Raw genomic sequence first — 23462 nt, forward strand, 5'->3', positions numbered from 1 at the left:
ATATTGGGAGAAGGGGTTGGGGGATGAGGGCAAATTTTGCGACAATACATACAGTTCAGAATGAACAACAAAACCCAGATTGTAGAGACGCGATTTATCGCGTCTTGAAAGACCAATCGCATTGTCAGCCAAAACAATCGCATTGTCAGCCGATGCAAGAATTTGCCGTTGCTACCTTCTTCTACAGCGACGGTTCGTCTAAAAGTGTCAGCCACCGCTATTCCAGAACGCGATCGCACTTCCATCTGCAACGAGGGCGATCGCCTCACGGTGTGCCGTTATTGAGGCGATGTTTAATATAAACTAAACGATACTCAAATTAACTCCTACAACAACATCGTTGAAATCGTTGTCACCACCGCCTGGTAAATCCTCAAAGCCAAAGATGTTATTTCCTAATAAGCGAATATGATCTACTTTGTCAGTGTTAGCTCTCAAGAATGGGAAGTAAACTGCCGGATCGTTATTTGAATTGCTATCAAGTAAACCATCAAGTCCAGCATTGGCAATAATAAATGGTGCGAAGATGGAACCAGGTTGGAAAGTTCCAGTGTAAGTTGCCGTACCTTGGTTGTTAACTGTCAGGTCAATGCCTGCAACACGCCCACGAAATGCTGCTTCAGTATAACCAGCTTGTCCAGCGAGAATATCTGCTTTGCCATCTGAGTTAGTGTCAATGCCACCATTCTCATCAGCCACAAGATAGAAGCCGATGAAATTATTAAAAGCTGCTTCTCGATTCACCGTAAAGTCAGCTTTTACTTGACTTGTAACACCCCGTAAATCGATGACTTCGCTCTGAGGCTTTCCTTGCAAATTTGTGCCTAGAGGTAATAAATCATTTGTGGGCTTAACCTTTACCACTAGATCCTGGAAATCAGCATTGCTATTACCAGATCCATCCTTCCAAGCCAGAGAAAACTCGTCAATGCCCAAGTCTGTAATTTTTTGTCTTAATGGATCAGAAAATAGTATGTCTGTGGTTGGGGTGACTCCAGCCCGTACAGCATCAGTTGAGCTATTCTTCACCAGATAAAATCTCAGGTTATCACCGGAATTAAATTCCAGTAGATGTGTCAAAGCGTTGCTATTAAAACCATTGGCGAGATTGGTAATAGCAGAGAAAATTACCTTAGCTCGATCTAAAGCTGCTTCGGCGTAACCTGCTGCGCCTGGAGCAATACCTTGGATTCTACCTTGAGCATCGTCAACGGTAAACACTCCTAGTTCATTGACAAGATTAGAACTTTGTGTTGTGAGAGTGACTTGAAGTTTTGATTTATCACTGCTATTAGAGATGTTAAAGATATCATCAGCAATTTTTGAAAGCTTGAAGGTAGATGAGCCGTTATTGGATTCTACAGCTAGTAAAAATGTGTCAGTGGCACTTACACCATCATTATCAGTAGCTCGTACTTCAATTGTAAGATTCCCAACATTCGCGTTAGCTGGTGTACCACTGAAGGTGCGAGTAACAGGATTAAATTTCAGCCAGCTTGGTAAATTACTGCCGTCTTTTAGAGTTGCTGAGTAACTAAGACCATCACCTAAATCGATATCATTGAAGGTGTTGGCATCAAAAGTAAAGCTGAAGGCTGTGTCTTCTTTAGCTATTTGGTCAGCGATCGCATTATCTAATGTTGGCGCATCGTTGGTATTATTAACTGCTAAGGTAAAATCGTCAGTCACTGTTGCATCTGATGTATCTATAGCGCTGACTGTGATATTTACACTACCAACTTCACTGTTAGTAGCTCCACCCTTAAAGGTGCGAGTGACAGGATCAAAGCTTAACCAGCTAGGTAATGGATTACCATTTTCTAGAGTTGCCGAGTAGGTAAGGATATCACCCGCGTCTACATCACTAAAGGTATTGTCTGGGATGGTAAAGGTAAAGTTTGTGTCTTCGGTTGCGATTTGATCTATAATTGCCTGCTGAACTGTTGGCGCATTATTGACAGCCAAAGTAGTTGTAGTTGTTACCGTATCTGGCTGAGTGGGAACAACTTCTCTTTGACCAAGGTTATCGGTAGCAACGCTATAGAAAGTATAATTACGTCCTCTTTCACCGTTATAAATAGCAGAAGTGGCTGTAGTATTAACTTGCCAAGGAACAAATTCACCACCATCGGTGGAGACGAAGATATCATAGGAGGCTAGGCCACTACCCGTGTCGCTACCTGTCCAAGAGACAGTGAAGTTAGAGCTACTGTTGACAGGTAAAGCGTTGACTTTACTTATGGGGATGTCGCTATCTAAGGTGTTAAAGACTGCGGTGGTTTGGATGGGTGTTTGGCTGTTAAAGGCGATGTTGGCTTGGGCATCAACACGACTGCTATTGGTGGAATTAGCTTTTGCTTGGACGCTGTAGCCCACAAAACCACTTCCTACCCCGTTTTGGTCATTGGGAGGTAAGAAGCCCTGATTTGCACTGTTGATGGCGTTGCCAGTGCTGGGGTCAATGGCGGTGAATGTCCAAGTGACGACACCTGTGGCTATGTCTAGTTCAGCATTGACATCGACAAAGACATCTCTGGTACTACGGAGCTCAAGACGTTGACTGTAATTTTGTACACCAATGGGAACATCAACTGTAATCTCCCCAAACCCAAAGTCATCGAGGGTGAAGGTATTGAGGTCGAGGTCTGAGTCGAGTTGTTGAGTGATGCTAACTTGGGCAATGGGAGTGGTTCCTTGGTCAGCGTTGTTGCTAAAGCGGATGGTATTGGCAATGACTGCACCTGCTGTTAACCAGTTTTGAGTTCCAAAACCGTCAGGGTTAATTAGGGTGTTGGGTGCGCTAATGGTTTCTAGTCGCTGTTGGGTAATCGCTCCTTGGACAAATTGCGGGTCGCCATTGGTGATAAAAATATCAAGGATGACATCTTCTAATACATCCGGGTCAGTAATCCCCGCATCTCTGGCGATTTGTTCGGCTGTGGCGCGTTGTTCAGGGGTTAAGGTGGCTGCTGTGACAATGTTTCGGGGAAAAGTGAGGTCGGTAAAGGTATTGGTATCCTGTTTTGGGGCGTAGTCAAAAAGGGAAGTTGCTTGAGTAATGCGCCAACTATTGGCATAGTCGCCGTAGAGTTGTTGATTGGAGATAGAACCGCCAATTGCTGTCTTGTTACGGAGGGCAAAGTCATCATTGCGGTTATCGTTAAAGTTGCCCAAGAGTCCAACGACTTTACCTTGACGGTTATCAGCAAGACCAAGGTTAATGTTGAGGAAGCTACCGCGATCGCTGATTTGGATTAAGTCGTTATTAGCGGTAATAATACTGTAGCGATCGCCTTCTCGTGTAATTAGGTTTTTTCCTATTGCGTAGAGTTCGCCATCACCAAGGTTAGTAGCAGTACCATTGATGACGAGAGGTTGGGCTTGGTTGGCGTAAAAGGCAATGCGTTGACCGTCAATTTTGATCGCAGCTGCGGTGTTGGTAGAGACACTGGTACTACTAAACCAAGGTTGTTGTCTGGTTTGGATTTCAAAGTCGTCGGTGATGGATTTAACGAGAGTAAATTCTCCTACAGATTGGAAGTCGTAATTAATCCCGTCGAGGGTTTGTAGGTGGGGATCATTCCATGTACCGCCTTTACCTGGTGTAGGTGTGGCATCAGGAATTCCGTCATTGTCATCGTCAAGGTCTGGTTCTAATGGAGGTTGAGGTGGTAATGGGATTGGGGTGACAGGGTTGGGATTATTGGGACCAAAGGGAGTATTGGGATTTAAAGGGTCGAAGGGGTTGAAGGGTTGAGATTGGGCTTCGGAGGGATTATTGGGATTAGGAAATAGCTCACTTGGATTAACATTCGGAAATAGCTCGTTAATGACTTCTGACACCGCTACGCTGATGCCTGCCGCAACAGCAGCAGCAGTTGCTGCTGTTACAACTGCTGGTGTAGCAGCAGTTAGAGCGACTCCAGCAGCAACTGCTCCTATAAGGCTGACTACTTTTATAGGTAATGAAGGGATCAGAGCAAAGCCACTTGGATCTATAAAAGTTATGGGACTATTGAAAACATAACCATAAAAATTTGTATCCCCACCATTCAACCCAATCGGATCAATTGCTGTAAACCTTCCTAAATTACTGTCATAAAACCTTGCCCGCATGAAGTCGAGTCCATTTCCCTCATCCATTACCCCCCATTGCCCGACATACTCAAAGGGGTTAGCAACGCCTTCAACTTTAGTTAAATTTTCCCCAAAAGGTAAATAACTGTAGCGGTTAACATAACTGCCATCTGTCCCTGTTAACCCTACTGTTGACCCGATCGCATCCGCATCATAGTAATTAATATTACTGCCATTTACCCGATTAACTAACCCAATGCCGTGAGTATAATTGGCAACTAAACCACTGCCGTTATATTCCCCGACAACATCCCCTAAGCCAGTCGGATCAAGTAAATATTCCGTCCGTTTACCATTCAAGACAGTAGCAACGCGGTTTCCTAACCCATCATATTGATAATCCCAAGTTCCATCGGGAGTAACTACTTTAACCAGGCGATTTTCTACATCATAAGTATAGGTTGAAGTCTGTCCCCCTTCGGTTTTACTAATCAAATTCCCATCAGTATCGTAGGTATAAACTGCATTACCTGCATTGGTATATTGATTGAGGTTATTGCTGGTATAATTCGTCCCTGTCTCGTTATCCGTCACCGCAATGCGATTTCCTGCGGCATCATATTGGTAGCGGATGGTGCGATTATCTGGCGTAACCACAGAAGTCAATTGACCCGTGGCATCATAACCATATTCAAAAGTCCCGTTTAGGGTGGTCATGCTGGTACGCCGACCTAAATTATCGTAAGCGTACTCAAAACGGGAGTTAACTGTATTGTTCGCTTTGTAGTTGATTAAACGAGTTAACTGACTCTGTTGGTCATATTCGTAGGTGGTATAAGTGCCGTTGCCGTTGGTTTCTTTAGTCAAACGACCTGCATTATCATACTCATAGCTGATAATGCTTTCTCCTGTGGCATCAGTTAAGCTTGTTAAGCGTCCAACAGCATCATAACCATAGTTAACTGTATAATCATCTTGAGATACCAATTTGGTACGCTGACCATCTGCATTGTAGGTATATTGAAGAGAACGACCAGTCGGATAACTAATTAGAGTCAGTTGATTGGCAGCATCATACTCTAAGGTAATCTTTCCCGTTGCATCGGTGACGCTGGTGAGATTTCCCGTAGTGTCATAGCCATAGGTAATGCTAGAACCATCCGCAAATTTTTTCTGAGTTAGCTGTCCGTCTTTGTCGTAGGTATATTGGATGGTGTTACCGCGACGGTTGACATAACTGGTGATATTCCCCAATGCATCCACGCTAAACTGTTGATTACTGCCGTCAGCATAAGTAATCTTGGTCAGATTGCTATTGGCATCATAGCTATAACCAACTCCATTACCTTTGGGGTCTGTAAAACCCGTTAACTGATTAAAGTTGGCATCGTAGGTAAATTTAACGTCTTGACTGAGTAAATTTGTCTGGTTGGTTAAATTCCCTGATTTATCGTAACTGTAAGCTGTTTGACCACCATTCGGCAGAGTTGCATCAATTAAATTCCCATTGGCATCATAACTAAATAGCAGATTTTGGTTATTAACGCCGCGAATTTGTCCACCATTACCCCGGTCATCCAGTAAGATACTTTGGGATGCTCCGGTGTTATCAGTAATTGTTACACCGCCCGTAGTATCGTAACTGTAGGTCAGAGTTTGGGTTTCCCCGTTGCTAAACTCTTTAATCAAACGACCTTGGTCATCATATTCAAAACTGCGTTGATAACCTAAATCTGAAGTTACCGACAACAGAGAATATTTTTTCGCGGCGACATTACCCGTATCGTAGGTATAAGTCGTTTTTCCTTGGGGAGTGGTGACAGATAGCAGATTTTCCCCAGAAGCATCATAACTGTAACTGCTGACTTGTCCTGTGGAGTCGGTAATCTGACTAATCCGCCCTTGGGCATTATAAGCGAGAGTTAAACTGTCGCCATTGGTGTGAACCAATTTAGTGAGAAGATTATTGGTATATTCCAGCGTAATCCGATTACCGTTGGGATCTTCAACATAACTGAGTTTGCTATCACTTCCGAACAGGGAAACTATGCCATCGGCTTCTTTTAAGCGATACTCACCATTAGTAATCGTTAAAGTTGCGCCGCCGTCTTCGGTATAAGTGCCATTAGTTTGTTTCTCAAAAACACGCTGTAAATCCCCGACGCTACGAATAATAACATCTCCTTTACTATCCGTAGTAGCGCGTAAATCCCACTGACTAGCCCAACCCCGTCCTAAACTGCCTAAATTGTAGCGTTCAGCAATAGATTGATAGAAGGTGCGATTAAAGGTTAAAGACAGCCCCGATGCAGCATCTACTACATCGCTTGTGCTGAGTAAATCTACATTGGTGAGGGTATTAGCTGCTTGTCTCCATTCAAAGGCAAATAACCGAGTTAAATCACTGGTTTGTTGTTCCAATTGACTTAAATAATTAGCATTTTCCGCCATTACAGTTTGGAACTGTCCGGCGGTTTGCCCTAAAGTATCTGTTAAATTACTCCACAGCGCATCCCAACCAGCAGCATCAATAAAACTATAATCTGCGCGAGATTCGGCTTTAATGCTTGCCCAATTAATGACTTCATCAGGCTTAACTTGTTCAACTGCAAAGGAAACTAAGCCATTACCACTAGGAGTATAGTTAAAGGAAAATTGCCCTTGTTCACCAGGAGCTAAAATTCCGGCTGGGCCATTGGTACTCGTTCCCAAACTTAAATTCAGCAATTGACGCAGGCTAGCACTAACAGTATTTTCTTCAGGGTATGTTACCTGAGCATTGGTTGGCGATATTCTGAACAGAGGAGCAATGACATCCGTTTGTCCCACATTGGTATAGGTGAGTGTCGCTACACCCCGCGAGGGATAACTCAACTTAACCTGAACATTCCCTACAGGCCCATCAGTGACGGTAAAAGCAGCGTTAGCAGTAGCAGTATTTACGCCGTTGGTGGCTGTAACATCGTATCTTCCAGTGCTTAATCCCTGCAAGTCAAAAGTTGCCCAGGCTTCTCGATCATTCACCCAATAAACTTTACTAGCAGTTTTTGTAGTTCCAGTAGATGAAACCAAGCTAATTTTATCAGTTGGTAAAAATTTCTGACCCGCAATAATGATGGTTGCTTGCCCTTGATTACTGCCAGTAGCCCCTTGGGGAAATCCTGAGATTGAAAGACCATCATTATCAATGATATTCAGTGTGGTGGTGTTCTGCTGTCCAATGTTTGCCCCTCCAGTTGGGTTAGTTAGGGTCAACTGGACGGTTTTATCTAGTTCTGAGTTGATGTCATTAACAATGGCAATAGTGACGATTTTACTGGTTTCGCCATTAGCAAAATTAACAGCAATAGGAGAATTGTTATAGTCGCTTGGTGCTTTAGCTGTGCCATCTTTCAAGTTAATGGTGGCACTCACAGCTCCATCACTTCCATTGGTGCGATTAACTGTTACAGCAGCAATAGGTGTTCCATCTTCCCGGACACTAAATTCAGGGGCGCTAAAAGCTAATGTTCCTGAGTCACCAGCATCATCATTAATAATTGTGAGTGTAGCAGTTTTCTGTGTTCCCAGGCTTGCTTCATTGGTAGGGTTAGTCAGAGTTAAATTAATTGTTTTGTCAGCCTCAAATGTCTTGTCATTGACAATAGGAATAGTAACAATTTTGCTGGTTTCCCCATTAGCAAAGGTGACAGTAATTAGTGCATTATTATAGTCAGAAGGTGCAGTTGCTGTGCCATCACTTAGGTTAAGAGTTGCACTGACTTCGCCAAAGCTGCCATCGGTACGAATGACTTTTACTTCAGTAACTGGATTCCCGTTTTCATTAATACTAAAATTGGCTGATTCAAAAGAAATTTGTCCAGCCGCAGAACCTTGATTTAAGACTTGGACATTTACTAAATCAAAACCGGGGACTGTACCTGCAAGGTTTAACCCAACAATTTTTATCGCTCGTACTGGTTGAGTATAGTTAATACTGCTTAAGTCAAAAGCAGTGGTGACATTATCTTGAGCAACGCCCAATAAGGTAAAATCGGTTAAATTAGAACTTACATAAATATTTGCGCGATCGCCTGCTGCTCCATCTTCCCTAACAAAGATATCATTTCCCGGGCCATCAACAACTGTTTCATCAATAAAGCCTAGAGTAATAAAAGAGTCAGTAGGTAAAGTTACAGCATTAACTCCTGAACTGGGTTCATCACCTAAAGCTGCATCAAGATTAATTGGAGTGATGTTTTCATCAGCAAGAAATCCATAAGGGCCTGGAATTGGGCCAGTTCCACTATCAAAGTAGTCTAAAACCACATCTGCATATCCAGGCCAGACTCTATTGTCATCAATAATAGTCAGTGTGGCGGTTTTTTGAGTCCCAAAAACGACATCACCGATCGGATTACTCAGGCTCAGATTAATCGTTTCGCTAGGTTCTGTAACAGTATCATTAATAATCGGAATGTCTACAGTTTTAGTCGTTTCTCCAGAGTTAAAGTTGATCGTGAAAGTTTGTGCAGTATAATCTTGGGAAGCAGTAGCAGTTCCATTAGCTAAAGACAAGGTAACGGAAGCATTACCATCACCTCCCCCGCTGCGAGTAATAGTAACTGGAACAAACGCTTTACCATCTTCGCCAACTTGGAAATTAGCACGACTGAAGCTTAAAGTTTCTGTTTCTTGCTCAACTGCAATTACTTCTCCATTTACTGTAATCGTCGCGTGGTCGTCCTCTGTTTTTAAAGCCCGTAATCTCTCAGTATCCAGACTGTAACCCTGTACTAACGCTGCAAAAATTGCTCCTTCATCTCCGACACTATCTACTCTATTCAACAGCCCATCAATCCTATGTCCAACCTCCTCTAGCACAAGATTGGCTATTGCAGTCAAATCATTCTGATGCTGCCAAACAAATTCCTTTGAGAGATAAATCTTTCCCGTCGCCGCTGCATACGCCCCATTTGCCCCATGCAACTGTTCACGAGAGAGGAATTCAATGGTTGGGATGACGCTAAAATCCTCATTTTGCCAAGTCTGCGCCAAGCTGAAGGCAATTTCCGCCTCAAAACTTTCTCCAAACGCCAAGCGTATCTTTTCTGTGAACTCCTGACTGGTGGCAAATTCTTTGAGATATTGCTGCACCCTTTCTACTGCAAGTGCTAGCGTTTGATTGAGGGAAAGATTATCAGTAGATTTAATCGAGTTCATGTGAGGCTAACTTTCCTTTGCTGAATTAAATGGGGGATTAAAAGGTCAGGAAGACTGTAACAAGCTTAAATATTTAGGGAGCCAACGAGGGATAATTAATAGCGATGTGATTTAGGTTTTTCATGCTTCGGAAAAAGCATAAAGCATAATTTATTATTTGAAGGAACCCATTGCAGTCACCAACGCATCTCTATTACCTGCATAAGGTGCTTTGTCCAGAACAACAGTTACTAAATGATTCTTATTTGTTAGGTATAAGTAAATATTGTATGCTTGGTGTTCGTCTGCCAATTCGTATTTCCGGTATGTCCTTGCATTCACTGTTATTTCCCCTTTAAAAACGTCTAAACCAGTACCAGCACCACATTGACGACAAGGAGTAATTAGTTCTTTATGTGCTTGTGCCAACTTTTCACGGCCATTTCCTTCTATGTTGATAGAAAAATCAGAACAGCCAGCTAGAGTTGAGTCCTGATAAGTACAGTTCTTTTGACCACGTTGACGTTGTTCGTAATTCTTCTGTGTTAGAACTTCTAAGATATTTCCATCTCTAATCACACGCATCCCATTTGGCACATCAAACGAGTAACCTAAATCTTTGATTACAATTTTGCGGGTTTTAGCAACCTGAGCAATTAATATTGATGATTGGGCTAGTGATGTTTGATTATTAAAACTAATACCCATACTGGTGCTAGCTGCTAAGAGGGGAATAATTGCAGTCTTCACTGTAATTTGAAAAAGTTTCATTTGATGTAATTATCCTTTCAAAAATTTGATGAAACATTTTTTGTATACAGGGTATCTATAAATAAATTGTTAAGCAGTCGGTCTTTGAAGCATAAGTGGAATTATGACAATGTGAACGACGGTTTCACTTATCTCTGGTAATCGTTCGTAGTTCTTGCTCAAACACCTTTGTAATCCTACGCCAAGCAAGAGTTTGCGGGGATACCAATGTCTAGATAAGACTTCAAAATTCTCGCAGCGACGTTCAACAACTTCTAATTTCATAAGGCAGACTCACACTGCATTCTGTACTTGTTGCCTCAATACCTTTGATCCGCCCAAACCTTATCTAAATCAGGTACTGTAATACTGGCTTAGAGCTAATACCAAAGGTGTAGCAGTTGAATCTGCAACATTTGCTGCATAAACGATTACAACCAAGACTAAACCAAGTACATTCATGCTTATGTACCGTTTTTATCCATAGTTAGGTTTTATTTACATAAGTAGACCTGTCTGTTTTTACTAGAAATAGCTAAACACTCTATTTCATTATCTTTTCAAGCTATTTTGTCGCCACGTCAGGGATGTTATACATGATTTTTATGTGTAATGGGTTATTTCGATAATTATGTAATTGCTTAACGACATAGAAAACAGGGAATTAACAATATGTTATATAAAACATAATCCAACCCCTGTGTATCTAAAAAAAGAAAGCATCCAAAAGTTTTTACTGTTACTTTGGAAAATCCTGTTAAATTCTCGTTGTGACACAATTCTCTAAACACATATACAGCAGTTTGCAAGTTAATAAGCTACACCTTTTCAACTTAAGAGCTAAATCAGGGGTTTTATACCGATGTTCTAAATAACCCCCTAAACGAGCGATGCCTGCGGCGGGCTGCGCCAAAGCAACCAAGCGCCCAACTAATTGTATAACTGTTTACTAACTATTAAATAGCTGTTTATTGTCATGAAAACTACAAAGATAAAAGTTGCACCTAATGAGCAACAGGTGGAATTGTTTGATACGTGTTGTGATGAGTTGATATGGCTATGGAATTCCATATTTCAAGGTAGAGGATTTACAGTCACTAAAGCTTTGCTAGCTACTATACTTCTCTTACCATCTGTAGCAACTCCAACATTTGCCCAGAGTATATTTCCACCTCGTGAAAATGGTCAATGGACTTTTTACAGTTCTGAAAATGGGAAAATTCCCACAACATCCCAAAAAAATGCTGCATGTTCGTCAAGAAGAATGCTTTTTGACAAGCAAGGGGGATTTGGCAACTTTATTTTTTATAGGGGTTCTTTTTGGACTTTTCAACCAGCTAATGAATCTTATTACACTGTGAATAATGGTGTTTTAACATTAAAAACTGCAATTACTGGTGTAACTCAAAATCTTGCCGAACCGGGGAGTGATTTTATTGTTGATAGATATAAGATTCTGAAAGCAACTTCTTCTGTTGTAGAGTTGAAAAAATTGAATCGTAATGGTACACCTCAGCCTGAAAAGAATTTTCTCCTGAAATGCAAAACAATTAACCTTTAGCATCGACATGGGTTCGTCATGCTTAGAATTCTCTTATGTATGAGCGATCGCTGGCAAATAGAACTTCAGTTACACTTCTTGTAACTCTTGAGAAACGTGAATTTCTGGCATTGGCTCTAGTGCCGTAGTTATAGGCGAGTATCGGCAGTAGCAGATAACCACAGCCTCAAAATCATGATTTTAACCCCCCGACACCTGCAATATCTCCCTCACTGCCGCTTTCTCCCCTACCTGTCATCTTTTTCAGGCTTTATTAACCGTCGAACTCACTTTATTTATGGGGTTTGCACACCGCAAAGTATTTGTTTAGCTTTCTAAACAAATACTTTGCCGATGAGTAGATTGACTTTAGAAAAACCGAGTTTGACAGTAAGATAAATATAGACAGAATGTCGTTTGAATTCCATCTACCGTTTTCCTAGGAATGACTGAGCAACGTGATTCTGACTCACCGTCAACTGATTCTCAGCAATTGAGTAAACCGACCGATGGAGCAACTACCAAGTCGGTCGATAATTCCTGGACAAATCGCATTGGTGGTGTCTGGAACAAAGCAACAATACGTTTGACGCAACTTCTACCCGTAGAACAATTGGCACAGACGGTTGTTGAATGGTTTAGTGTGAGTGATACTCAGGTTGCAGAGATTTTAGAGAAAATCCGAGCTGAACTGCCAACCACAGAAGCCCTCTTAATTGGTAAACCCCAAGCCGGAAAAAGTTCCATTGTCCGAGGATTGACGGGAGTTTCTGCCGAAATTGTCGGTCAGGGTTTTCGTCCTCACACGCAACACACCCAACGCTATGCCTATCCTTCCAATGACCTGCCCTTACTGATTTTTACTGATACGGTAGGGCTAGGTGATGTCAAAAAAGATACTCAAGCAATTATTCAGGAGTTAGTTGGCGATTTACAACAGGAAACTCGTTCCGCCAGAATCCTGCTTTTGACGGTTAAAATCAATGATTTTGCAACTGACACGCTACGACAAATTGCTCAACAGTTGCGCCAGAAGTATCCAGACATTCCCTGTCTGTTGGTAGTTACTTGCTTGCACGAAGTTTATCCTGGCGATACCGTCGATCATCCCATTTATCCGCCAGATTATCAGGAAGTCAATCGTGCATTTGCCGCCATGCAACAAGCTTTTGCAAAAATAGCAGATCGCTCTGTACTCATTGACTTTACCTTAGAAGAAGATGGCTACACTCCGGTATTTTATGGCTTAGAAGCACTGCGAGATTCCTTGGCAGAACTACTCCCACAAGCAGAAGCCCAGGCGATTTATCAGCTATTAGATCGAGAAGAATCTGGGAAGCAACTTGGCAACCTTTACCGAGATGCTGCCCGCCGTTACATTTTGCCATTTGCGATTATGTCTGCCACCCTCGCCGCTGTACCTCTGCCATTTACTACAATGCCTGTACTCACTGCCTTGCAAGTATCAATGGTGGGTCTGTTGGGTAAATTATATGGGCAAACAGTTACGCCATCTCAGGCGGGAGGCGTTGTCAGTGCGATCGCAGGTGGTTTTTTAGCACAGGCAATTGCCCGGGAGTTAATTAAATTTATACCAGGTATTGGTAGTGCGATCGCAGCCTCTTGGGCAGCCGCTTATACCTGGGCACTAGGGGAAGCAGCCTGCGTTTACTTTGGTGATTTAATGGGAGGTAAGAAACCCGATCAAGAGAAAATTCAACTGGTGATGCAAGAAGCATTTAAAGCGGCGCAAGAACGGTTTAAGGGAATCAAACATTAGGGGTAGTTGTTGGGGTTTCCAACAAGTAGACCTTCACTTGCTGCGGCTGCATTCAATTCAGAATGGCAAACTGTTAGCTATGCAGAGGGCATTTACCGCACGACCAGCCCCTAGCTGAACTGCATCGTAGCCTCGTAACCCGTATGCTTCAGCTAATACCACTGTGCTTGCCAATCCAGTTACGATCGCCTTTGGTGATGAATTTACCTACCACATCATCAGGCTTAATAGGCTTATTTGAATCCTCTTGTTGGGTGTCAAAGTTACAAGCGATGATGCTGTAGTTGACTGTGGCGCTCTCAGATTTAGAGTTAGAGTTGTAAATGCCGCCACCCTTGCCAAACTCTTCTCCACCAGAACTGAGTTCGATCCCGAAAGCTTTATTGTGCCTGATAATGCTGTTGCCCACAGTTAAGGTGGCATTATTGTAGATGCCACCACCAAAGTGTGCCTGATTGCCAGTTATATTGCTATAACTCACCTTAACGATGCCTAAGCCATCGTATGTAATAGTAGCTGTCAAATCAGTGCCTTTAGTAAATTCCACTATCTTGCCAAAGTCTTGGTCAGCATCATTGTAGATGCCACCGCCGGCTGTTCCTGCCGTATTGTCACGAATACTGCTATAACTCACAGTAACAATACCTAATGTATTGTACCTGCTGGACTCGTTAAAGCTAGGGTAAGAGATGCCGAACTCGTTAAAGCTAGAATTGTAGATGCCCCCACCGTAGTCTTTGGCATCGTTATCACTGATAGTGCTGTAACTCAGCGATAGAGTGCCATTATTGTAGATGCCGCCTCCAGTGGATGCAGAATTGTCATTGATAGTGCTAGCGATCGCCGTCAGGTTGCCATAAGCTACACTATCAGGCGATTTGTAGCCAGGATAGGTAAAGCCTCCGTTATAGATACCGCCGCCGCCTTCGATTGCCGTGTTGCCACTAATGCTGCTATTAGTCACGGTTATAATACCAAAATTATAGATCCCGCCGCCGTCTGCCCCTGCTGCATTGCCACTAATGATGCTGTTACTCACGTTTATAGTGCTGGAGGTGGAATTAGGACCATACTGTTCGGTATAATTATAAATACCGCCGCCATCTGCCTCTGCCGAATTGCCACTAATGATGCTATTAATTAGAGTTATAGGGCTAGGGGTTAAGCCGGAGAAATTTGTGATAGCGCCGGTGGTATCATAGCTCCCACCGCCGTTAATGCCATCATAGATCCCACCGCCGCTGCCTTTAAGTGCCGAGTTACCACTAATGATGCTATTACTTACGGTTGTGTCAAGGAGTGGGCTGTAACCGTTAATATAAATGCCGCCACCGTTAGAACTTGCCGAGTTGTCACTAATGCTGCTGTTATTCACTGATAGAGTACTGACGTAGATGCCGCCGCCATCCTCTGCTGTGTTGCCACTGATGATGCTGTTGTTCACTGTTGTTATAGTGCCATCGCCATAGATGCCGCCGCCACCATACTTTGCTGTGTTGTCAGTGATGGTGCTGTTGTTCGCGGTCAGGCTGCTACCGTTGTAAATGCCGCCACCACGGTTATTTGTAGTGTTTTCAGTGATGGTGCTGTGGTTTACCGTCAGGCTGCCAGCGTTGTAAATGCCCCCGCCAGCGTCATCCTCTGCTGTGTTGCCAGCGATGGTGCTGTTGTTCACGGTTGCTGTTGTTATAGTGGCATTGTTATAGCTGATGTATATGCCGCCGCCGCCATACTTTGCTGTGTTGTCAGTGATGGTGCTGTGGTTCACGTTCAGGCTGCCACTGCTTTGGATGCCGCCGCCATAAGAGTCTGCTGTGTTGCCGGTGATGGTGCTGTTGTTCACTGTCAGGCTGCCAGTGTTGTAAATACCGCCGCCCTCACCAAGGAGGTATCCATTGTAGATGTCTGCTGGGTTGCCTTTTGCTGTATTGCCAGTGATGATGCTATTGTTCAAGGTAAGGACGCCTTCATTGGAGATAGCACCACCTCCTCCGGCATTTTTGTAGCTATTGGTAATAGTCAGCCCATTGATTGCAGATGTTACACCTTTGCCAATGTCAAAAACACGGTCAGCACTATCATCCTTAATAGTTAGTAAGCTCGGACATCTGCCTTCAATTGTAAGGTCATCTGTAATACTCAAACCACTACCAGTCAGACTGATGGTATGAGCTAGCCCATCAGTAAACAGTCCACCAAAATTGATGATGTCTTTTCCTGTCAGGGTATTGGCATCTAGAACTGCCTGCCGCAGTGAACCTGCACCACTGTTCTTAGTACTCGTGACGGTAAATATAGACATTGATCCGACTCCAATTTTTTGACCTTGTATAAAAATTGATATCAAGACTCATGTTGATACTACTACGAGTCTGCAACAATTTTTTCTGCTCAACATTATTGGACTTTTTTTAAGGCATGAAAATTATAGCGATCTCAGTAGACCGCTTCATAAAATTGTCAGAGAGGGAATAAGTTTCGTCTGCTTTAAGTGAGTCTATGGCTTTGGGATAAGCCGTTTTCCTACACCTTCTCCTTTGCTGCTGGCACAATGCCAAACTTATTTAAACCTGCATCGATTACTCTAAGTGTTTTAAAATCCTCTTCTGGTAAAGGATAGCTGCTACTATTCAACAAACCCCCACTTACAACAGGCTGCTTTTCCAAAAAAGAGAAAGCTTGGCGAAACTGATGCGGTTTAGCTTTAATCGGTGAATCAAAGTGGCAGGGAATAATCCACTCGAAGTCCCAACTTGCAACTTTATCAGCCCAGTTAATGGTTTCCTTCGGTGCGCGATTGAGAATCAGCGTCTGTAAAATTGGTGCGACAAACAAACGCCCATCACCTCGCAGGGCATCAAACGATCGCTGCCAATCTGACTGCCATTTAAAAGGATACAATCCAAAATAAGCTTTCCTTGAGCGTTCTGGGGCTTTTAAGGAATCTTGTAACACCTGACTCCATCGGCGTATATCTAATGCCCTTGGTTGGAAGTACAAAGCAAACAGACAGATGCGTTGCCAACCCTTACGGCGATTTACTTGACTATCGACAACAATATCAGAAGCATAATCCTTGGCGTGGAATAATAAAGGATATGGATCTAAGAGAACGATCGCAGGTGGATCTTCTGGGATCGAAAGCACAGAATCTGTGACTAAAAGAGTATGCGATCGCTTGTGGAAAAAAGCAACTTCTGCAAACCTACCAGGGCCAAGTCCGATGGGGCCTAGTATTGCATAATCAAACTCGTCAGTAAAGGGTGTTTTGCTGCTATCTTCTGGAAGTACTTGAGTTCGTTTTGGGGGTAAGCCAAGCCAGCTAAGGGGGAGATTTAACGGGAAACTCCACTGATGGGGAGCCACAAACACCTGTGCAGTCGGAAAGTATCTGGCGAAGGGGCCAACGAAAACTTTGTGTTCTATACCAGAGATAGTTGGCAAGATGATGTACTTAATGTCGCCATATTCTGCTACCAACTCATTCACAAGTCTGATGCACTCTGGGGTTGGTGCAACAGGTGCATAGACGAGAAGACCCCCAGTTTCCAACTTCACAACAGTCATGCGAATCGGTATAACAACGTAGAAAATGCCCTGAATCTGGTCAAAATTCCAGATTGTGTCCTTAAGGACTTCTTGACGAATTGTTTGCCGCCTACCATAGGGGTAGAGTGGCACAACAGGCCATAATCCCCAGGAAAAATCCTTTGGATAAATCTGTTGTGTATTGACTATGCGTTCATCATCAGCCACTCTGCAACCCCCTCCAAATTCCCAATACTCAAATTGTTTTTATTTGCTCTCCAACTTCATAGAGAGTAAATTGTTGAGATAATAATACCAATTTGTAATTCAGGGTAACTGAAACTTTTATGGGGAATGGGGAATGGGGAATGGGGAATGGGGAATGGTAGTCACATAACCATGACATAAAGTCAGAGTTAACTTAGAGACAAGTCAGAGTTAACTTAGAGACAAGTCACTTGGCGGTGTGGTAGCAATGGACTTGACGATTAGGTCATAGTGACCGGATATCGCTTCTTCCCAAGTCGAGTAGAAACGTTTTTCACGATCGCAACTCCCTCCAGTTACCAATGACTCAAAAATTTTGGGTTGTTCGGCAGTCCCGATATTTATTCCAAGAAATACAGTTGAAACACTGATGCAATCATGAACAACAGAAACGATAACTTGTGTGTTAGCTGTATTGCGCCAGACTGCCCATTCCTCAAAATCAACACTAACAGGTGTGTGTCCCTCTAACTTGTAGTAGCGAGTCATATTAGGGGAATTATTTTACACAATTCTTGGAACAGTAGATTTACTACTTTACTCATTAGTTTACCTTGGATGTGCTTACCACCTAGCAGCTTCTCACCTTGTTCGCTGACATTAGCTTTGAGAGAGTCACGGTAGTTAATCAACTCCCTGGTCAGTTCGTTTTCTGGTAGCCTTCCGGTTTCGACGCCGGTTAGGACGTACTGCCACAGGCTGATCCGGCATAGGGATGAACCGCTAGCCTTTTCTACAAGCTTATCCCCCGACTGTTCTAAGACAGTACCCATACCCAAACGCATTTTGAAAGTGTCGCGGCTGCGGTTGCGTTTAATTCGTTTGGTATCGCCGGCTAAACGTCGGACTGTGGTTTGTCCGTCTTTGCGATCGCGCTCCGTTTTCTTGACTTCGCGGACTTCGTACTCAATAACGGGCCTGCCATTGACACCGAGGAACGACTCAAAGGGGTAAATTCGAGTCAGCAGCCGCGATCGCACTCGCAACCCAAAACCGAATTTGTCAAACACGCTCATGTAAAGCTTGAATTCATTCAGAGAAAGCATTTCAGTGATTCTTGCTTCCAAGTGCTGCTCAAAAAGTGAGATATCGCACATCCAGCCAGCGTGTAACTCTAAGATTGGGTCAAACTCAATTTCATAGTCTTGGGCAATGGAAATTTTATAGCGATTTTCAATTCGGGTTTTGGCAGCGGGCGAAATTTCGAGCCTTTTAGCTAACCATCCCCAAAGTGGTGGTAGTAATCCTGGTTTGGTAGATGCACTCTTGGTGTGAGCCATTTCTGGAAACTGCCAAGCGAGAAGCTGCCTAGCATAATTCACAATTGGCGATTGAACGCGGTTGAGGTGTTCGAGTTGCTGACAGAGGTCGCGGAGTTCATCGATGGGTTCGGGGCGGTGCATGAGAAAGTATCTCATGTTTAATTCCCCAGTTTCCAGCCGGTGATCTGGATCGTGTCCGTAAGCGGCCATTGCTAAAGCATCAGCAGGGTCACTTTTATTCGGGAGGTTTTTACCACCCCGATAACGTCTGAGTTCGACGTGACCAACCCAGAGGATTTTGATTTTTAACTTATTGAGGATGGACGCCCACAGTCTTGAATAGTGGTTTCCGGTTGGTTCTAAGATTGCGTAATCTGGCTTGACAACTGATAGATAATTGGCAAAGTCAAACGCTGATTTTTGCTTTTTTTTAGCATCAGGATTGGAGTAAAAAGCCGGATATAAACTTGATGCTTTATTTCTGGTTTTATTCCAATATGCTTGTAATCCACCCTTGGGATATTGTGTTAAAATATGGCAAGTTACGCTTGATTTACTAACATCAATACCCAAAATTGTTGATTCTGTTTTCATGGTTCTGCGTTGCTAATGGTGGATTTCAAGGACTGGCATCCTTTGGATATCCCGAACTTAATAGCGCACGAATCACCCTAACGCCCCACACGCTTAGGGGCGCGATTCAGGAGTAAACGCATTCGGGGAATTAACTAGAGTTGTGTCGCGCATGAATTACAGAACGCCGCACTTGGGCAGCGCAATTCGTCATGAACGCCGCACTTTCTCTAATTAACTTGCGGATGCTTTGGACACAACCCGCAACGGTGGCTACGAGGCCACCGTTTCGGCTAGTGTGTCAGCTAGCCCACGCTGTGGTTAGCGCGATCGCAATTAATCAATTACGATTCATCAGGCGGTTATTCCTCGTTGCAAATAGGTAATTCAACTGGGAGTCGGGTATCGTCTAGAAGCTGTACCAAGTCAAATAAATCTTCATTAATAGACTCATTTGATCCAGCCGTTGCTAATTCAAGTTCTCCGATATCGTCAATCAATTGATTCAATTGAGCTTTAGCTTTGAGTAGTTTGTGGTAGGTAAGGTAGTAATCCCAGGCTGGATCTGGTTCTGGAATATTTGAAGTTTTAGTCATTTTAAAAATGGTTGTTTGTTTCTTCAATTTTTAACTTGTCATTTCGTTCGAGTAATTCTAATATCCTCGAAGCTATGAATGAGCGATCGTAATGAGGAATGCCATTTGCAGAAAGTGAGAAGAGTAAAATTTTGATTTCTGCTTCTAGTTCTGTATCTATACTCAGGGCTTTAAAAATTGCAAGCATACACCTTGCATAAGCTCTTACCTGTTTATGGGTTAATTTTCCTGAATTATGATTGCAAGCAATTCCTTCCAGAATAATTTTCAACCCTTTAGTTTCACCATTAAAACCAAACATTAAACTTCTGATTCTCCTAAGAACTTCACAGCACCAGCAAGAATTTCTAATTTTTTAGCTGCATCAAGTTCGTAATCAGTCATGCTAATTATGGGATAATCATGATTTTTATATCTCAGCTTCATGTGCCGTATATACATATCTGAATAGCCAAATGCACCAGGAATAATTTGCTCTTTAACCATTAAAGTTCGTTCATTGGCTGGAATATCTTTAGAAGAGAAACCATGTTTGTTTTCTTTGTCTAAATCGTAATAAGTAATAAACTCTATGCTTTTGTTCATGATTGTGTGATATTTTTTACTTGTTTGGATCAATTAATCAATTGCGATCGCTTCCAGCGATCGCAATTGATTTGAGCTATCCTTGGGTAACTCCCTGGTGTTGGGGTAGGTCGAAAACTACCTCAAACACTCCTCCACCTTGGCGAAAAATACTAGCCATTGCATCAGCATCAGAGCGAGTGCGAAGTCGCACAAGGCAAACATTTTCACCAGTGGGGAGACGCTTAAAAATTGCCCACGGTCTTAATTGGTCGCGGTAATTCATAATTCAAAATTTTTAATTGTGCAAAAAAAGACCAGCAAGAATTGCTACCAACTTTTACTGGTGCGGTTACTTAATAAAATCGGATCTCCAAGCAAAAACGATTATTTCATAGGCGATACCTCTGTGATGACTGAAAGGCTTTGCCCCCAACGGACTTGATTAATCAGCGCTTCGATTAATCCCTCTCTGTCAGCCACAGGTAAGGAGCTATTAGCTTGATGACCGACTACATATATCTCTTCGCGGCAGCGTCCAGGGGCTTCGTCGCACAACTGAATTGCCAGAGCCGAAATTAAAAACAGCTTTTCGCGTTTGGTCATCTGCTCAAAAGTCGTGCCGTACTCCGACTGGAGGGATTCGAGCAAGGAGCCGTCGTTTACGGTGTAGCTGGTGAAATACCCTATTGACTTGGACATTGGTACAATCTCCTTACTGATAAAATCCATTTGTTGTGTCGGTGATCGCCACTCCGGATCAGGGACGGTAGGCGATCGCCTTTTCAATAATTAGGTTTCCTCCTCGTCCTCCTCATCCTCGTATTCCTTCTCGCCGATGATGATGGTCACGCCGTCATCTACAGATTTGAAATCAGTAATCGCAAACTCAACATCGTCAACGTTTTTGATAGTTACCTCTGTTGCACCGGGGTAGTGCTTTAGGTTTTCAATCAGTTCTAAAACTGTGGTTGTCATCTGGTTTCCATAAGTTTGTGTGCAGACATCAAAGTATCACCGCGCGGCAAACTCGTTACCGCGCTCAGTTCTCGGTGATGGAGAGGGTGTTTCCGCGCCGGGGCTAATGCAATGGTGCGGGTGCTTGCTCCTGAATATGCCCTCACAGGCTCAATGGCAAGGGTGAGGGGGGAGCTTAAAAAAGTATTTTGCTAATGCAGAATACATAATGTATATTAAGCATGAGCAGAATTATTGTCAAGCATTTTGCTCATGCTTAATTATTCTGCTCATGTAAAATGGAGGGAAATCTATGGATTGTGTAAATGGGAAGAACGAAAAAATCGGCGGAAGACGTAACGACAGTGGGACTCAAACTAAGTCAGAGCGCATGGGAGGAGTTGCAAAAAAAAGCCAAAGCAATGGGACTATCGAGATCAGCGCTAATAGAGAAGATAGCGACAGGGGAAATCCAGATTGGAAGCTCGTCCCAATCAGGGACACGACTGCTGGGAAAATCATAGAGCGCCTGGAAGCCTTAGAGAAGCGGCACTTAGAATACGTTCATGCTCACCAAGCTCGGTTAAAGGCGCGGCTGGGAGAAAGTGAAGAAGCTGAAAATGAATTTAAGGAAGAGACAAACCAGATAAAAAGCGACATTTATTACCTGGTAACTCACGAAGAGAGCGGAGATGACGTAATAGAAGTTAAATAAAACCGTCCTGCCCACTGTGGCTAGGGCGGTTTTGTTTTGTGAAGGGGGTGCGAAGTTTACAAATGCGGGATTTCCCGATGTCTCTACCAGGACATTGCCCGCATCGTGGAATTGAACATCTACCTTTCAGTTCCTGTGTACATTCTAATTAACCTTCTACTCAACCTTTGCATTATCTATTACTGCATAGTCGCTTTAATAGCACTGTTTAAGTATGTTCGTTGCGAGTGGCAAGCCTTTACATCCAAGCTCACCAGTCAACCACGGGGTAGAGTATCCAACTCATACCGCAATGACCCCAGAAACAGATACCTACAAACTGATCTACTAACCTTGCTCAAAGGTGACGTGGCATCCGCCAAAAGACTTTTGGCACAGCAGCGGCGAAAAAACCCAGGTCAGTCAGATAACTGGTATTTAGAGAAAGTTATTTATGACCTAGAGCGCGATCGGAGATAACTAACTGCGATCGCGGTGTGGGGGGGATGAGGGGGATTTGTGCGATCGCGGTAACTAATGACTAATGACTAAACAAAAAACCTCAAAACTAGAATCAGCCAAACTCCTCGCCCTGCTTGAGTTAGAGGGATTAATAGAATTTATCCGCACAACAAACCCAGACTTAAATCCCGCTCAGGTCTGGACGCTAACAGCATTTGTATTGAATCAAATGCCACAGCTATTCCAAGAGAACCCCGAACTGTTCAATCGGCTAAAAGTTGTAGCAACAAAAGTAATTCAGAAGCGGGTGTAACCAAAAAAACCAAAAAGCCACCAAAAGATTAGCGGTCTAGGTGGCTCCTTGAAAAATAACTAATAGTATTATGGCAGAAAATAGTTTTAAAAACAATCTTTCGTGGACGGAAGCACACGACGCATACTGTTACCAACACCATATTCCACCCGCCGCAAAAACTCTCTGGCAGTGGCTAATAAGGCAAGGCGAAATAGCCAGTGAGATCGAGCCAGATTTATCAGAATTTAATGCTTGGGTGGCAAAAGTTAGAGGTAAACCCTATGCTCACAATTACCTCAAAAAGATATTTGACATACTAGTATCATGCCGTGTCTTGCAAGTAATTAAACAATATTCTTGGAAGATAACCAAGTTACTTGTTAGACCTATTGCATGGTTAAATCCACCTAAGAAGGTGCGATCAAAAAAATTATATAACCATAACTCTAGTTACAATTCACAACCCTCAAATGACATCTCCACTGAAGACGGGCTTAACAGCAGCAGCAATAGTCTTACTCCAACTACAGACGAATTTATAGAGTTATCAAGACAACACGAGATACTTACAACGTGTGCTGAGTACGAAATATACTTTGACCCTAATAAACGAACAACCAGACATCTATTTGAGTTTGATATTGAAGATGTCCGCAACGCTTTAAAGCACTTTGTTAAGCGTGGCGGACATCCAGAAATTCGCGATTCTCAAGCATGGTTAATTAGCTGTTTACGTGAGTGTTACTGGCAAGATGAAACGTTTACTTTATCTGGATTTATCGAAACTTTGAAATCTTGGTTCCCTAGTAACCTTCCAAGGGATTACTAGGGAATAACTGCATAAAAAAACTGCCCTCTTCTGAGAGCAGCGACCATAATAAGGGACTTGCGAAAAAATAAAGTACCAGCCATTCGAGAATATTTAGGAAGCGCGGA

19 protein-coding genes are annotated in these 23462 nt (G+C 43.1%); 7 read left to right on the forward strand and 12 right to left on the reverse strand.

Going from position 1 to position 23462, the window contains the following annotated elements; all coding sequences use genetic code 11:
* Positions 1 to 23 precede the first annotated feature (23 nt).
* Positions 24 to 302: a hypothetical protein gene (locus tag HWQ40_RS12640; protein WP_292778199.1), complete on the forward strand. Its 279-nt coding sequence runs from the start codon at positions 24 to 26 to the stop codon at positions 300 to 302.
* A 1-nt stretch (position 303) separates the two neighbouring features.
* On the opposite strand, the gene HWQ40_RS12645 is transcribed toward HWQ40_RS12640, so the two are convergent.
* Both HWQ40_RS12645 and HWQ40_RS12650 read right to left on the reverse strand, forming a co-directional pair.
* Positions 304 to 9279: a Calx-beta domain-containing protein gene (locus tag HWQ40_RS12645; protein ID WP_292778201.1), complete on the reverse strand. Its 8976-nt coding sequence runs from the start codon at positions 9277 to 9279 to the stop codon at positions 304 to 306.
* 153 nt (positions 9280 to 9432) lie between these two features.
* Entirely contained in the window at positions 9433 to 10029 is a 597-nt protein-coding gene (locus tag HWQ40_RS12650) for a hypothetical protein (protein ID WP_292778203.1), read from the reverse strand.
* 955 nt (positions 10030 to 10984) lie between these two features.
* Here HWQ40_RS12650 and HWQ40_RS12655 point away from each other — a divergent pair.
* Complete coding sequence (locus tag HWQ40_RS12655) at positions 10985 to 11569, forward strand: hypothetical protein (protein WP_292778204.1); 585 nt, start codon at positions 10985 to 10987, stop codon at positions 11567 to 11569.
* A gap of 424 nt (positions 11570 to 11993) precedes the next feature.
* Positions 11994 to 13328, forward strand: coding sequence for a GTPase family protein (locus tag HWQ40_RS12660; protein ID WP_292778206.1), 1335 nt, complete (start codon positions 11994 to 11996; stop codon positions 13326 to 13328).
* A gap of 148 nt (positions 13329 to 13476) precedes the next feature.
* Here the strand turns inward: HWQ40_RS12660 and HWQ40_RS12665 are convergent, their stop codons facing one another.
* The 10 genes from HWQ40_RS12665 to HWQ40_RS12710 all read right to left on the reverse strand — a co-directional run bounded on the left by HWQ40_RS12665 (position 13477) and on the right by HWQ40_RS12710 (position 21096).
* The gene (locus tag HWQ40_RS12665; protein WP_292778207.1) at positions 13477 to 15630 is read right to left on the reverse strand and encodes a right-handed parallel beta-helix repeat-containing protein; all 2154 of its coding nucleotides are present in this window, start codon (positions 15628 to 15630) and stop codon (positions 13477 to 13479) included.
* 221 nt (positions 15631 to 15851) lie between these two features.
* Complete coding sequence (locus HWQ40_RS12670; RefSeq protein ID WP_292778208.1) at positions 15852 to 17084, reverse strand: DUF4336 domain-containing protein; 1233 nt, start codon at positions 17082 to 17084, stop codon at positions 15852 to 15854.
* Between the two features lie 210 nt (positions 17085 to 17294).
* Positions 17295 to 17612 (reverse strand): hypothetical protein, encoded by a 318-nt coding sequence (locus HWQ40_RS12675; RefSeq protein WP_292778209.1) that lies wholly within the window; start codon positions 17610 to 17612, stop codon positions 17295 to 17297.
* Positions 17609 to 18979, reverse strand: a complete 1371-nt coding sequence (locus HWQ40_RS12680) for a transposase (RefSeq protein ID WP_292778211.1) — start codon at positions 18977 to 18979, stop codon at positions 17609 to 17611. Before HWQ40_RS12680 ends, HWQ40_RS12675 begins: the two co-directional genes overlap by 4 nt.
* Positions 18980 to 19320: 341 nt before the next feature.
* Positions 19321 to 19554, reverse strand: a complete 234-nt coding sequence (locus tag HWQ40_RS12685) for a hypothetical protein (protein ID WP_292778212.1) — start codon at positions 19552 to 19554, stop codon at positions 19321 to 19323.
* A 1-nt stretch (position 19555) separates the two neighbouring features.
* Positions 19556 to 19855: a hypothetical protein gene (locus HWQ40_RS12690; RefSeq protein WP_292778214.1), complete on the reverse strand. Its 300-nt coding sequence runs from the start codon at positions 19853 to 19855 to the stop codon at positions 19556 to 19558.
* The gene (locus tag HWQ40_RS12695) at positions 19855 to 20139 is read right to left on the reverse strand and encodes a hypothetical protein (RefSeq protein ID WP_292778215.1); all 285 of its coding nucleotides are present in this window, start codon (positions 20137 to 20139) and stop codon (positions 19855 to 19857) included. Before HWQ40_RS12695 ends, HWQ40_RS12690 begins: the two co-directional genes overlap by 1 nt.
* A gap of 76 nt (positions 20140 to 20215) precedes the next feature.
* Positions 20216 to 20404 carry a hypothetical protein gene (locus tag HWQ40_RS12700; protein ID WP_292778217.1) on the reverse strand — a complete coding sequence of 63 codons (189 nt, stop codon included), beginning with the start codon at positions 20402 to 20404 and terminating at the stop codon, positions 20216 to 20218.
* A 101-nt stretch (positions 20405 to 20505) separates the two neighbouring features.
* Positions 20506 to 20820, reverse strand: coding sequence for a hypothetical protein (locus tag HWQ40_RS12705; RefSeq protein WP_292778219.1), 315 nt, complete (start codon positions 20818 to 20820; stop codon positions 20506 to 20508).
* Between the two features lie 90 nt (positions 20821 to 20910).
* On the reverse strand, positions 20911 to 21096 hold the full coding sequence (locus tag HWQ40_RS12710; RefSeq protein WP_292778221.1) for a hypothetical protein: 186 nt from the start codon (positions 21094 to 21096) through the stop codon (positions 20911 to 20913).
* 305 nt (positions 21097 to 21401) lie between these two features.
* Here HWQ40_RS12710 and HWQ40_RS35630 point away from each other — a divergent pair, with 305 nt between their 5' ends.
* From HWQ40_RS35630 to HWQ40_RS12730, 4 genes are all read left to right on the forward strand, one after another.
* Positions 21402 to 21599: a ribbon-helix-helix protein, CopG family gene (locus HWQ40_RS35630; protein WP_366933976.1), complete on the forward strand. Its 198-nt coding sequence runs from the start codon at positions 21402 to 21404 to the stop codon at positions 21597 to 21599.
* Between the two features lie 296 nt (positions 21600 to 21895).
* Entirely contained in the window at positions 21896 to 22249 is a 354-nt protein-coding gene (locus HWQ40_RS12720) for a hypothetical protein (RefSeq protein WP_292778225.1), read from the forward strand.
* Positions 22250 to 22313: 64 nt separating this feature from the next.
* Positions 22314 to 22544 carry a hypothetical protein gene (locus tag HWQ40_RS12725; protein WP_292778227.1) on the forward strand — a complete coding sequence of 77 codons (231 nt, stop codon included), beginning with the start codon at positions 22314 to 22316 and terminating at the stop codon, positions 22542 to 22544.
* A gap of 70 nt (positions 22545 to 22614) precedes the next feature.
* The gene (locus HWQ40_RS12730; RefSeq protein ID WP_292778229.1) at positions 22615 to 23355 is read left to right on the forward strand and encodes a hypothetical protein; all 741 of its coding nucleotides are present in this window, start codon (positions 22615 to 22617) and stop codon (positions 23353 to 23355) included.
* Positions 23356 to 23462 lie beyond the last annotated feature (107 nt).

The organism is Nostoc sp. NMS9, assembly GCF_017114995.1.
In the GTDB taxonomy this organism is placed as follows: domain Bacteria; phylum Cyanobacteriota; class Cyanobacteriia; order Cyanobacteriales; family Nostocaceae; genus Nostoc.

What these genes read in the sequence shown, in the direction of transcription:
- HWQ40_RS12640 (WP_292778199.1), top strand. Translation starts at nt 24, where the DNA reads ATGAGGGCAAATTTTGCGACAATACATACAGTTCAGAATGAACAACAA.
- HWQ40_RS12645 (WP_292778201.1), bottom strand. Translation starts at nt 9,279, where the DNA reads ATGAACTCGATTAAATCTACTGATAATCTTTCCCTCAATCAAACGCTA.
- HWQ40_RS12650 (WP_292778203.1), bottom strand. Translation starts at nt 10,029, where the DNA reads ATGAAACTTTTTCAAATTACAGTGAAGACTGCAATTATTCCCCTCTTA.
- HWQ40_RS12655 (WP_292778204.1), top strand. Translation starts at nt 10,985, where the DNA reads ATGAAAACTACAAAGATAAAAGTTGCACCTAATGAGCAACAGGTGGAA.
- HWQ40_RS12660 (WP_292778206.1), top strand. Translation starts at nt 11,994, where the DNA reads ATGACTGAGCAACGTGATTCTGACTCACCGTCAACTGATTCTCAGCAA.
- HWQ40_RS12665 (WP_292778207.1), bottom strand. Translation starts at nt 15,630, where the DNA reads ATGTCTATATTTACCGTCACGAGTACTAAGAACAGTGGTGCAGGTTCA.
- HWQ40_RS12675 (WP_292778209.1), bottom strand. Translation starts at nt 17,612, where the DNA reads ATGACTCGCTACTACAAGTTAGAGGGACACACACCTGTTAGTGTTGAT.
- HWQ40_RS12680 (WP_292778211.1), bottom strand. Translation starts at nt 18,979, where the DNA reads ATGAAAACAGAATCAACAATTTTGGGTATTGATGTTAGTAAATCAAGC.
- HWQ40_RS12685 (WP_292778212.1), bottom strand. Translation starts at nt 19,554, where the DNA reads ATGACTAAAACTTCAAATATTCCAGAACCAGATCCAGCCTGGGATTAC.
- HWQ40_RS12690 (WP_292778214.1), bottom strand. Translation starts at nt 19,855, where the DNA reads ATGTTTGGTTTTAATGGTGAAACTAAAGGGTTGAAAATTATTCTGGAA.
- HWQ40_RS12695 (WP_292778215.1), bottom strand. Translation starts at nt 20,139, where the DNA reads ATGAACAAAAGCATAGAGTTTATTACTTATTACGATTTAGACAAAGAA.
- HWQ40_RS12700 (WP_292778217.1), bottom strand. Translation starts at nt 20,404, where the DNA reads ATGAATTACCGCGACCAATTAAGACCGTGGGCAATTTTTAAGCGTCTC.
- HWQ40_RS12705 (WP_292778219.1), bottom strand. Translation starts at nt 20,820, where the DNA reads ATGTCCAAGTCAATAGGGTATTTCACCAGCTACACCGTAAACGACGGC.
- HWQ40_RS12710 (WP_292778221.1), bottom strand. Translation starts at nt 21,096, where the DNA reads ATGACAACCACAGTTTTAGAACTGATTGAAAACCTAAAGCACTACCCC.
- HWQ40_RS35630 (WP_366933976.1), top strand. Translation starts at nt 21,402, where the DNA reads ATGGGAAGAACGAAAAAATCGGCGGAAGACGTAACGACAGTGGGACTC.
- HWQ40_RS12725 (WP_292778227.1), top strand. Translation starts at nt 22,314, where the DNA reads ATGACTAAACAAAAAACCTCAAAACTAGAATCAGCCAAACTCCTCGCC.
- HWQ40_RS12730 (WP_292778229.1), top strand. Translation starts at nt 22,615, where the DNA reads ATGGCAGAAAATAGTTTTAAAAACAATCTTTCGTGGACGGAAGCACAC.